The sequence below is a fragment of the Candidatus Pelagibacter communis genome (assembly GCF_001179985.1).
Taxonomy (GTDB): domain Bacteria; phylum Pseudomonadota; class Alphaproteobacteria; order Pelagibacterales; family Pelagibacteraceae; genus Pelagibacter; species Pelagibacter ubique_J.
Map to the genome: position 1 here is coordinate 277,228 of NZ_CVSI01000058.1, position 12,094 is coordinate 289,321.

At 31.0% G+C, this 12,094-nt stretch carries 11 protein-coding genes; 5 read left to right on the plus strand and 6 right to left on the minus strand.

What is annotated here, in order from left to right:
- Positions 1-46: 46 nt before the first annotated feature.
- The 4 genes from AMN80_RS03810 to AMN80_RS03825 are packed head-to-tail and all read left to right on the plus strand — an operon-like array spanning position 47 to position 4,251.
- Positions 47-742, plus strand: a complete 696-nt coding sequence (locus AMN80_RS03810; protein WP_075520652.1) for an HAD family hydrolase — start codon at positions 47-49, stop codon at positions 740-742.
- On the plus strand, positions 729-2,231 hold the full coding sequence (locus AMN80_RS03815) for an MmgE/PrpD family protein (RefSeq protein ID WP_075520653.1): 1,503 nt from the start codon (positions 729-731) through the stop codon (positions 2,229-2,231). Before AMN80_RS03810 ends, AMN80_RS03815 begins: the two co-directional genes overlap by 14 nt.
- Positions 2,231-3,127: a methylisocitrate lyase gene (gene prpB, locus AMN80_RS03820; RefSeq protein WP_075520654.1), complete on the plus strand. Its 897-nt coding sequence runs from the start codon at positions 2,231-2,233 to the stop codon at positions 3,125-3,127. Before AMN80_RS03815 ends, prpB begins: the two co-directional genes overlap by 1 nt.
- On the plus strand, positions 3,127-4,251 hold the full coding sequence (locus AMN80_RS03825; RefSeq protein WP_075520655.1) for a bifunctional 2-methylcitrate synthase/citrate synthase: 1,125 nt from the start codon (positions 3,127-3,129) through the stop codon (positions 4,249-4,251). Before prpB ends, AMN80_RS03825 begins: the two co-directional genes overlap by 1 nt.
- A gap of 3 nt (positions 4,252-4,254) precedes the next feature.
- Here AMN80_RS03825 and AMN80_RS03830 read toward each other — a convergent pair whose 3' ends face one another.
- The 3 genes from AMN80_RS03830 to AMN80_RS03840 are packed head-to-tail and all read right to left on the minus strand — an operon-like array spanning position 4,255 to position 7,821.
- Positions 4,255-4,878 (minus strand): class I SAM-dependent methyltransferase, encoded by a 624-nt coding sequence (locus AMN80_RS03830; RefSeq protein WP_075520750.1) that lies wholly within the window; start codon positions 4,876-4,878, stop codon positions 4,255-4,257.
- A gap of 1 nt (position 4,879) precedes the next feature.
- Positions 4,880-5,890, minus strand: coding sequence for a ribonucleotide-diphosphate reductase subunit beta (locus AMN80_RS03835; RefSeq protein ID WP_075520656.1), 1,011 nt, complete (start codon positions 5,888-5,890; stop codon positions 4,880-4,882).
- A complete protein-coding gene (locus tag AMN80_RS03840) occupies positions 5,881-7,821 on the minus strand; it encodes a ribonucleoside-diphosphate reductase subunit alpha (protein WP_075520657.1) in 1,941 nt (646 codons plus the stop codon). The genes AMN80_RS03835 and AMN80_RS03840 overlap by 10 nt, the downstream gene beginning before the upstream one ends.
- A 156-nt stretch (positions 7,822-7,977) precedes the next feature.
- Here AMN80_RS03840 and AMN80_RS03845 point away from each other — a divergent pair, with 156 nt between their 5' ends.
- Positions 7,978-9,426: a phosphomannomutase/phosphoglucomutase gene (locus tag AMN80_RS03845; protein WP_075520751.1), complete on the plus strand. Its 1,449-nt coding sequence runs from the start codon at positions 7,978-7,980 to the stop codon at positions 9,424-9,426.
- Here the strand turns inward: AMN80_RS03845 and AMN80_RS03850 are convergent.
- The 3 genes from AMN80_RS03850 to dusA are packed head-to-tail and all read right to left on the minus strand — an operon-like array spanning position 9,423 to position 12,093.
- A complete protein-coding gene (locus AMN80_RS03850) occupies positions 9,423-10,256 on the minus strand; it encodes a sulfite exporter TauE/SafE family protein (protein ID WP_256997984.1) in 834 nt (277 codons plus the stop codon). The genes AMN80_RS03845 and AMN80_RS03850 overlap by 4 nt on opposite strands.
- A gap of 14 nt (positions 10,257-10,270) precedes the next feature.
- Positions 10,271-11,107, minus strand: coding sequence for a sulfite exporter TauE/SafE family protein (locus tag AMN80_RS03855; protein ID WP_075520658.1), 837 nt, complete (start codon positions 11,105-11,107; stop codon positions 10,271-10,273).
- Positions 11,107-12,093: a tRNA dihydrouridine(20/20a) synthase DusA gene (gene dusA, locus AMN80_RS03860; RefSeq protein WP_075520753.1), complete on the minus strand. Its 987-nt coding sequence runs from the start codon at positions 12,091-12,093 to the stop codon at positions 11,107-11,109. Before dusA ends, AMN80_RS03855 begins: the two co-directional genes overlap by 1 nt.
- Position 12,094 lies beyond the last annotated feature (1 nt).

The following is a 12,094-nucleotide window of genomic DNA, read 5'->3' on the forward strand; positions in this document are numbered from 1 at the left end:
TCTATGTTAATTAATTCACAAATTATTTCTTAATAATACTTTTAGAATGAGTCAAAATTATATAGTTTTGTTAGATTTAGATGGCACTTTAGTTGATACAGCTCCAGACCTGATGATGGCACATAACTACGTAATGAAAAAATTTGGATATGAGTCAAAGACTACTGAAGAGATAAGAAATTTAGTCGGCAAAGGTGCCGGTGTGCTTATTGGAAGATCAATTTGGGGTAGTGCTAAAAAAGAATTTAGCAAAATAACTGATCAAAAAATTAAAGATGAGATGGTCAAAGAATTTATTGACTATTATGGAAAAAATATAGTGGTTGAAAGTAAACTATTAAACGGTGTTTTGGATTTTTTAAAATGGAGTAAAAAAAATAACATTTCATTAGCTGTTTGTACAAATAAACAAGAACATCTGGCTATAGATCTTTTAAAAAAAATTAATGTTTATGATTATTTTGACTATGTTGCAGGGAGTAATACTTTTGATTACTGTAAGCCAGATCCGAGGCACATAACAAATATAATCGATATATTGCAAGGAAATATTAAAAAATCATTAATGATAGGAGATAGTGAAGTTGATAGTATGGCAGCAAGCTCTGCTGATATTCCTTTTATTTTGGTTGAAGATGGTTACACTGATAAAAATATAAACCAAATACCTCATAAACACTTAATAAAAGATTTTGTTGGTATTGAAAAAATTGTTTCGAATTATTTAAATGATAATACATAAGTTAAAAGTTTATCCATCTAAAGTTAAACTCTCTAAAAAAAAACAATTAGCATGGAAATTAGCTGAGTTAGCTAGTGATAATGCAAAACTTAATAAGGATTCTGTTGAAATGGTAATTAATAGAATAATAGACAATGCATCAGTAGCTATTGCCTCTTTGAATAGAAAGGCAGTTATTGCTTCAAGAGAAATGGCTATGAAACATCCAAGAAAAAATGGTGCTACTATATTCGGAATAAATTCCAATGAAAAATTTGATTGTGAATGGGCGGCGTGGTCAAATGGAACTGCTGTAAGAGAATTAGATTTTCATGATACTTTTCTGGCTGCAGATTATAGTCACCCAGGTGATAATATACCTGCCTTGATCGCAGTCGCACAGCAAAAGAAAATTTCAGGTTTAAATTTAATAAAGGGTATTATTACAGCATATGAAGTACAAGTTAATCTTGTTAAAGGAATATGTTTGCATAAACATAAAGTAGATCACATTGCTCATTTAGGTCCAAGTGTAGCAGCAGGTCTAGGGACAATGCTTAGATTAAACACAGAAACTATTTACCAAGCGATACAGCAGGCGCTGCATACAACTATATCAACTCGACAATCTAGAAAAGGTGAAATATCAAGTTGGAAAGCTTTCGCCCCTGCTCATGCAGGTAAACTCGGTATTGAAGCAGTAGATCGAGCCATGAGAGGAGAAGGAGCTCCAAGCCCAATATATGAAGGTGAAGATAGTGTTGTTGCAAGAATTTTAGATGGAAAAAAAGCTGTATATAAAATTCCTTTACCAAAAAAAAAGGAAGAAAAGAGAGCAATTTTAGAAACTTACACTAAAGAATATTCCGCAGAGTATCAGGCGCAGGCATTGATTGATCTTGCAAAAAAACTAAACCGAAGAATTAAAAATCTTAATGACATTAAAAAAATAGACATACACACAAGTCATCATACTCATAATGTTATAGGAACTGGGGCTAATGATCCTCAAAAGATGGATCCAAATGCAAGCAGAGAAACTTTAGATCACTCTATAATGTATATTTTTGCTGTTGCTTTAGAAGACGCTAATTGGCATCATGTAAAGTCTTACAGCAAAGCACGAGCTAAAAGAAAAAGTACTCTAAAAATATGGAGATCTATAAAAACTCATGAAGACAAGAAATGGACTAAACGATACCATGATCCTAACCCAAAAAATAAGGCGTTTGGTGCTAAAGTTATTATTACGTTAAAAAATAATAAAAAAATAATAGAAGAGCAAGGCGTGGCTGATGCTCACCCTTACGGATCAAGACCGTTTAAAAGACCAAACTATATTAAAAAATTCTTAACTTTAACTAAAGGAGTAATTGCTAAAAAAGAATCTGACAGATTTTTAAAAGATGTTCAAAATTTAAAAAAATTAAAATCTAATCAATTAAATAAATTAAACATTGTAATTAATAAAAAAAATATTAAAAAAAATAATAAAATTGGAATTTTTTAATGCACTTTGTAAAAAAAAAAATTAAGGAAAAAAGAAAAGATTTTGTAAAAAAATTGAAAAGCGGAAAAATATTAAGAGTTCCAGGAGCGTATAATCCTTTGACCGCTAAAGTAATTGAAGAAATAGGTTATGATGCTGTTTATGTATCTGGTGGGGTTATGTCTAACGACCTTGGGTATCCAGATATTGGACTGACTACATTAGATGATGTTAGTAATAGGTCAAAACAAATAGCAAGAGTTACTAACTTACCTACAATTGTTGACATTGATACAGGTTTTAAATCGTGTAAAAAAACTATAAACACTTTTGAAAAATTTGGGGTAGCGGCTGTTCATATTGAAGATCAGGTAGAGAGAAAAAGATGTGGTCATCTTGATAATAAAGAACTTATTTCTACAAAAAAAATGGTAAATAAAATTAAAGAATGTGTTAAAGCAAAAAAAGATAAGAATTTTAAAATTATCGCAAGATCAGATGCAAAGGGTGTTGAAGGTATAGATAAAATGATTGAAAGATGTAAAGCCTATATTGATGCTGGGGCAGAAATAATATTTCCTGAGGCATTAAAAGATAAAAAAGAATTTGAAAAAGTTAGAAAAAATCTCAATTCATATTTACTCGCCAATATGACTGAGTTTGGAAAATCAGACTTAATAAACTATAAAGAATTAGAAAATTTAGGCTATAACATCGTGATTTATCCAGTTACTACACAAAGACTAGCCATGAAAAGTGTCGAAGAAGGTCTAAAGGTCATTTTTAAGGATGGACATCAAAAAAACGTTATTGATAAAATGCAAACTAGAAGTAGATTGTACGATTTAGTTGATTATAAAAAATATAATTCACTAGATAAAAAAATTTATAATTTTAATACAGACGGACACAAATAATGACAGAAGATATTAAAAAAGGTTTATTAGGAATTGTTGTTGATGAAACAGAAGTTTCTAAAGTAATGCCAGAAATTAATTCTCTTACATACCGAGGTTATGCTGCTCAAGATTTATGTGCAAAATGTAAATTTGAGGAAGTAGCATATTTAATTCTAAATGGTGAACTGCCAGATAGTAAACAGCTAAAAAACTTTGAAAAAATCGAAAGAAAAGAGAGAAAATTATCTAAATCTCTTCTTGATAGTATTAAAAATTTTCCAAAAAAATCCCATCCTATGGATGTAGCAAGAACAGCAGTGAGTATTATGGGTCTTGAGGATAAAGAAACTAAAGATAATTCACCTAAAGCCAATATGAGAAAAGTCATGAGAATTTTTGCAAAAACTCCAACTGCTTTAGCAGCGTTTTATAGACTTAGAAAAGGTAAAAAAATAATAAGCCCGAAAAGCAATCTATCATTTTCAGAAAATTTCTTTTACATGTGTTTTGGAAAAGTTCCAAACAAAGAGATAGTAAAAGCGTTTGATGTATCTTTAATTTTGTATGCTGAGCATAGTTTTAACGTGTCAACTTTTACAGCTAGAACTATCACAAGTAGTTTATCAGATATTCATGGTGCAATTACAGGTGCTATAGCTAGTTTAAAGGGGCCATTGCATGGGGGTGCAAATGAAGAGGTCATGCACATGATGAACAAAATTAAGAAACCTGAAAACGCACTTAAATGGATTAATAACGCTTTAGATAAGAAAGCTGTTGTGATGGGGTTTGGTCATAGAGTTTACAAGAGTGGAGACTCCAGGGTACCCACGATGAGGGAGTATTTCGCAAAAGTTGCAAAAGTTAAAAAAGACAGAAAATTTGAAAAAATATATGACATTGTAGAAAAAGTTATGATTGATAGAAAAAATATCTATCCAAATGTAGACTACCCCACAGGACCTACTTATCATTTAATGGGATTCGATACAGACTTTTTCACACCTATTTTTGTCATATCTAGAATTACTGGCTGGTCAGCGCATATTCTTGAACAACATGCTGCAAACAAGTTAATAAGACCACTTGCAAGCTATAAAGGTAGCTCCTATCGTAAAGTTGTACCGTTAAACCAAAGATAATTATTATAAATTAAATTGAGCAAATCTCTCGTGAACAATTTCAAAATTAACATTTTGCTCTTTTGAAAAATCTTTTATTGCTTCCCTCACGCCCAAAGCCTGACTCAAATTCCAATCATCACACAGGATAGTTCCTTTTTTACTAATTATTTTAAAGCTTTGCTCTAGATCATTTTTTACTGTTTTGTAATCATGTCCACCATCAATAAAAATAAAGTCTATATTTTTTAAACTAACTTCATGTAATATTTGATTAGTATCACCCTGAATAATCTTTATATTTTTTTTAAACTTTGACAAAAGATCTTCAACTGCAATTATACTATATGGATTTTGTCTCTTTATATATTTAAAATAAAATGTTTTAATTGGATTGTTAAAAGTTTTAGATGGAACAACCTCATTTTTGTAATTGTCACTGTCATCAAAAATATCTATACCAATATAATTAAAATTATCCCCATGGTTTTTAAACATTAATTCACATACGTTCCTTGCAGTAACACCGTGAAATATTCCTATCTCAAGGAAAGTTTTTGGGTTCTTCTTCTGGATAATATCCAAAAAAAGATCCCCAATATTTTTTTGTTTTAAGCTAGTTTTTCTAAAATATTTTTTATATTTCAAATTAAGAAAAAGCTTCAACCCAGCTTCCTTGTGTCGAGGCTTTTGAATACTCTGTAGCTCTTCCTTCAAAGAAGTTCATATGTTCAACAGCATTTAACATGGTGTCTAACCAAGTTAACGGGTTTTTCTCTACATCATAAATTGGTTCTAAACCTAATTGAACCAATCTTCTGTTTCCAATAAATCTGATGTAATCTTTAACCTCTTGAGCTGTTAATCCTTCCATTGGACCCATTTCAAAAGCTAAATCTATAAATGCATCCTCATGCTCAACTATTGTTCTACATGCATCATAAATTTCTTTTTTAAGTTTTGGTGTCCAAATTTCTGGGTTTTCTTTGATGAACTCTTTAAATATTCTTATCATTGAATTGCAATGAAGAGTTTCATCTCTAACTGACCAAGTTACAATCTGACCCATACCTTTAAGTTTATTGTGTCTTGGAAAGTTTAATAAAATTGCAAAACTTGCAAATAATTGCAGACCTTCAGTAAAAGCACTAAAAACTGCTACCGTTTTAGCAATGTCCTCTTTTGAATTAACATTAAAACCTTGCATATAATCATATTTGTCTTTCATTTCTTTATATTTCATGAAAGCTGAATATTCAGATTCCGGCATACCAATTGTATCTAATAAATGTGAGTAAGCTGCAACATGAACGGTTTCCATAGACGCAAATGCAGTCATCATCATTAAAACTTCAGTAGGTTTAAAAACCGTAGTATAGTGTCTAAGATAACAATTATTTACTTCGACGTCTGCCTGGGTAAAAAATCTGAAAATTTGAGTTACCAGGTTTTTCTCTGGCTGAGATAAATTCTTTTGCCAATCTCTGACATCGTCCCCTAATGGTACTTCCTCTGGTAACCAGTGAATTCTTTGTTGAGTTAACCATGCATCATAACACCATGGATATCTAAATGGCTTATAAACAGGGTTTTCAACTAATAATCCCATTTTTTTTGGTTGAATAATTTTTTCGCTTTCCTCTTTTTTCACTACTGACATGATAAACACTCCTCGTATTTGTTTTCCTCTGATTGTTGTTGGTTTTTTGATTTGTAAACGTTAGCTGTAATGTCAGTTGATTTTGCATCATTGACATTTTCAGCTCTTTGGATTGATTTTGACCTGCAATAGTAAAGACTTTTAAGACCCTTTTTCCACGCCTGGAAATGAATTTGATGTAAGTCTTTTTTATGGACATCAGCAGGTAAAAATAAGTTAATAGATTGCGCTTGAGATATATGTGGGGTTCTATCCGCACTCAAGTCTACAAGCCACCTTTGATCTAATTCGAAAGCTGTTTTAAATACATCTTTCTCCTCTTTAGTTAAAAAATCAAGATGTGAAACTGAACCTTGATTTGTTGTAATACTTGACCAAATTTCGTCATTATCTTTGCCATGTTTTTCTAATATTTTTTTTAAGTATTTGTTTCTAACATTAAAAGATCCAGAAAGAGTTTTATGAGTATAACTATTTGCTGCTATAGGCTCGACACCTGGAGATGTTCCTCCACATATAATTGATATTGATGCTGTTGGAGCAATTGCTGTTTTATTTGAAAATCTTTCTTTAAAGCCATATTCTTCAGCGTCTGGACATGGACCTCTTTCCTCAGCTAAATCTTTTGAAGATTTATCCACTTTATTTTGTATATTTTCGAATATTTTTTTGTTCCAAACTTTACTCATTACCGATTCCAATGGAATCATCTTTTTTTGAAAATATGAATGAAGACCCATTACACCAAGTCCAACACTTCTCTCTTTTGTTGCAGAGTAAACTGCATCACTGAATTCCTCTGGTGCATTTTTAATAAAGTCAGTCAAAACATTATCTAAAAATCTCATTACATCGTCTAAAAATTTTTCGTCATCTTTCCATTCATCGTACTTTTCGACATTTAAAGATGACAAACAACAAACTGCTGTTCGGTCTCTACCTTCTTTATCTATTCCTGTTGGTAAAGTTATTTCGCTACACAAATTAGATGTTTTAACGGTTAATCCAGCTAATTTATGATGCTGAGGTATTTGTCTATTCACAGTATCTATATAAATAATATATGGTTCACCAGTTTCTATTCTTGCGGTCAATAACCTTATCCATAAATTTCTGGCAGATACAGTTTGCTGAACCGCTCCATCTTTTGGACTTTTGAGTGCCCATTGCTCGTCAAGCTCAACAGCTCTCATAAATGCATCTGATACAAGTACGCCGTGATGCAAATTAAGAGATTTTCTATTCGGGTCTCCACCAGTCGGTCTTCTCATCTCAATAAATTCTTCGATCTCAGGGTGATCGATTGGTAAATAACATGCAGCAGAACCTCTTCTTAATGACCCTTGACTTATTGCCATTGTAAGAGAGTCCATAACTTTTATGAATGGAATAATTCCTGATGTTTTGCCTACTCTACCAATTTTTTCACCTATAGATCTTAAGTTGCCCCAATAACTTCCTATACCACCACCTCTTGCTGCTAACCAAACATTTTCGCTCCAAAGTCCAAGAATTCCTTGTAAGCTATCATTTGCTTCGTTTAAAAAACAAGATATTGGCAAACCTCTTGTAGTGCCACCATTTGATAAAACTGGTGTTGCTGGCATAAACCATAGGTTACTTATATAATTATATAATCTTTGTGCATGTAGATTATCATCTGCGTAATGACTAGCTACTCTAGCAAACAAGTCTTGGAAGGATTCATTCTCACCAAGATATCTGTCAGTTAGAGTTGCCCTACCAAAATCTGTTAGGTTGTTGTCTCTACTTCGGTCAATTTTAATTGTTATGCCTTTTGAATTTTGAAATAGTTCAGTATTATTATTTAAAGTGAATAAATCAGGACCTTTAGTTTTATTATTGATTTCAACTCTTGGTTTAAATTCAGAGACAGCTTTCTTGATAGCCTGAGATAATACTTTATTCATTAAACTCCCTATTTTAACTTAATGTTATAGTAAAACAACTATATGTTGTGTGTAGATTTCTTAAATACACTATATAAATTAGAAATCAATAGAACATTTATAGAACATGAAAAAAAATATGCAATAAAAAAATTAAAGAAATATACAAATATCAACATGAAAAAAGAGAAAAAAATAGATCCCTTTGGTTTTAGGGAATATGACGCTAGATGGTTATTTCCAGAAAGTATTAACGAATTGGGAATCGAGTCTGTTGGAAAGGGATTCGGAACACAGGTAATTAACTCAAAAAAAAATCCAACTGTTATAGTTGGTCATGATTATAGATCATATAGTGAAAATGTTAAAAAAAATTTCGTAAATGGGCTTTTATCTACTGGCTGCAATGTAAAAGATATAGGTTTATGTCTTTCACCTACTGTTTATTTTTCACAATTTAAATTGAATTCAGATGCTGTTGCGATGATAACAGCAAGCCATAATGAAAATGGATGGACAGGTATTAAAATGGGTATTGAGAGAGGACTAACACACTGCAAGGATGAAATGTCAGAATTAAAAGATATTGTTTTAAAAGAAAAATTTATTGATGGTTCAGGAAAATATCAGGAAGTGAAAAATTTTAATAAAGTTTATATCGAAGAATTATCGAAAAATAAATTAAAAAAAAAATTAAAGGTAGTTGCTGCCTGCGGTAATGGTACAGCTGGTATATTTGCGCCTGAAATTTTAAGAGGCATCGGATGTGAAGTAATAGAGTTAGATTGTAATTTAGATTATACTTTTCCCAGATATAATCCAAATCCAGAAGACATGGAAATGCTTCATGAAATCGCAAAATGTGTAAAACAAAATAATGCAGATGTGGGTTTTGGTTTTGATGGTGATGGAGACAGAGTTGGCGTTATAGATAATAGCGGTAACGAAATTTTCGCAGATAAAATTGGATTATTAATTGCAAGAAATATTTCAAATCAACATAAAAACTCAAAATTTATAGTTGATGTAAAATCAACTGGTTTATTTATGAATGATGAAATTTTAAATAAAAATAACTGCAAAACAATTTATTGGAAAACTGGTCATTCATACATTAAGAGAAAAGTGAATGAAGATAAAGCGATTGCTGGATTTGAAAAGAGTGGACATTTCTTTTTTAATCAACCACTTGGTTATGGTTTTGATGATGGCATCAATTCAGCTATTCAAGTTTGTAACCTTTTGGATAATCAAAATGAAAAGTTAGATATTTTAATAAAAAGTTTACCTAAAACCTTTCAAAGTCCAACAATGGGTCCGTTTTGCAAAGATGAAGAAAAATATGGTGTCATTGATGGGATGATTGATAAAATTAATAAACTAAAAGACAATGAATTTAAAATTAAAGGACTAAAAATTAATGATATACTTACAGTCAATGGAATAAGATTCTCATTAGAAGATGGATCTTGGGGATTGATTAGAGCTTCTTCAAACAAGCCCTCTTTAGTTGTAGTTACTGAAAGCCCAACATCTGATGAATTAAAAAAAGAGATCTTTTATTTTATTGATAAGTTGTTGCAAGAAACTGGAAAAATTGGCGAATACGATCAAAAAATTAATTAAATATTAAAATACCTGTATATAAAAATTGTTCCTACAGCATAAAGAAAAACTCCAAAAAGTCTTTGAGCTTTAATTTTGTTCATTTTATAAACTGTATTTGCTCCAAATCTTGCCATAAAAGTTGTAATTGGGACAAATAATAAAAAAGCTGGAATATTAACAAATCCAATACTAAAAGGTAAATTTGCATTAAAGTAAAAACCTGAAATTAAAAAACCAACTGAACCGGTTATAGATATAAATAATCCTATTGTTGCGGCACTCCCTATGCATTTACTTATTGGATAACCTAAATATCGAAGTAAAGGAACATTCATCATAGCGCCAGTAATACCCATGGGTGCAGATATAAATCCTGAAATTAAACCAAAGACAGCCTTAGGATAAAAAGCTCTATTTACATTAACTCTCTTAACTTGTTCGTGCGCAAGCATTAAGTATGCTCCAAAAACATAAACAACTACTGAAAAAAAAAGAACAAGACTTTTTGTACTCATATATGCAGCAAAAACTGTTCCCATAAGAACACCTAAAACAACAAATAACCCAAAGGTTTTTACTACATTTATATCAACCAATTTATTTTTATAATGGGTAAAGACAGATGCTGAAGATGTGAATATTGTTATCGTAAAAGCTGTACCAACTGTTAAATGCATTAAAAAATCTTTTTCAATATTTAATGTTTCAAATATGAAAAAAAGACATGGAACAGAAATCAATCCACCACCTATTCCAAATAATCCAGCAAAGAAACCAACGGCAGTTGCTGCAAAAACTATAAGTAAGATAAAATACCAGTATTCATTTATTAAAATTGATAAGGACAATTGAACCTTGTTAGTTAATTTATATTAAAATATTCAACGAAGGACCTAACAGAAACTAATAATAAAAAACAGCCAAATATTTTACTTAATAACTTTTTATTAATTTTGTAAACAACTTTGGCTCCAATTCGGGCCATTACCATTGTTACAGGTACAAATACAAGAAAACCTAATAAATTAATGTAACCAAAACTGAATGGTGATTTTACATTATCAATTATTTCTCCACCTGTTATCATTGTAATTGAACCAGTCAAAGCTATTAAAAAACCAACTGCTGCAGCTGTCCCAATTGACTTTCTAATGTCATATCCAAAAGTTCGCATAAATGGTACCATTAAAGAACCTCCACCAATACCTAAAGGGACTGAAATAAATCCTATCAATATTCCTGAAATTTTTTTTATTAATTCTGAGATTTTTTTTGGTCTATCCATTAATTGCTCCCTTAAAAAAATAAAAAATAGACCAACACAAAATGAAAATATTGCAAAAAATAAAACTAATGCTGGTGTTTTTAAACTCACTGCCAGGAAAGTTCCACAAATAACGCCTAAAACTATAAAAATTCCAAAAGATTTTACCATATTAAAATCAACTGCATCGTGTTCCATATGTGTTTTTGTAGAAATAATTGAAGTAGGTATAATTATTGCAAGAGAAGTACCAACTGATAAATGCATTCTTGTCACTAAATCAAAATCTAAAACAGTAAAAGCATAGTACAAAGCTGGCACCATTATAATTCCACCTCCTACTCCTAATAATCCAGCCATAAAACCTGCTACGGCTGCCGCAATACCAAGGACGGTTAATAAATTTACTATCTCACTTAAATTTAAATTTTCCATTAAGTGTTAATTTGATTTGCCTTTTCATTATTCTGAACAATTGTCATAATGTGTTTTGCTTTTTTAAAGTCAGAATCTCTTGCCATCATATTATCACTTAAATATCTTTTCCAGTCTTTAGAGCCTGGTTGCCCATGGTACAATCCAACTGTGTGTCTCATAATATGGTTTACTTTTGCCCCTGCTTTCACCTCCTCTTCTAAATATTTTAAAATTTCTTTAGCCACGTCTTCTCTTGAAGGTATATTGTTAGTATTAAAAATTTCTTTTTCTATTTCTGATAAAAAGTACGGATTTTGATAAATCGCTCTACCTATCATAACGCCATCACATATTTCTAAATGTTTTTTTATATCTTCAGTATTTGTAATCCCACCGTTGATGATAACCTCTAAATCAGGATTTTCTTTTTTAATTTCATAAACTCTCTCATAATTTAATTTTGGTATTGAAAGGTTTTGCTTTGGTGTAAGACCTTTTAAAATTGCTTTTCTTGCATGTAATATAATTGTTTTGCAACCTGCTTCTTTGATTTTATTTACAAATTTGTTTAGATAATCAAAATCTTCAATATGATCAACACCAATTCTAGTTTTGGCCGTTACGGGAATATTGCAAGCATTCACCATTTCATTCAGACATTCTGCAACCAGGTCAGGCTCTTTCATTAAACAGGCTCCAAAAGAGTTTTTTTGAACCTTTTTACTAGGGCATCCTAGATTTAAGTTGATTTCTTTATAACTATATTCCTCAGCCAATTTAGCAACTTGTGCAAGCTCTTTTTTATCTGAACCACCCACTTGAAGTGCAACAGGTTGTTCCTCATTTCTAAATCCTAAGATTTTTTCTCTATCACCATGGATAGCTGACTTTGTTGCAACCATTTCTGAATAAAGCATAACATTTTTGCTGATTAACCTTAAAAAAAACCTATCATGACGATCTGTACAATCCATCATGGGTGCAACTGATATTTTGCGATTAATT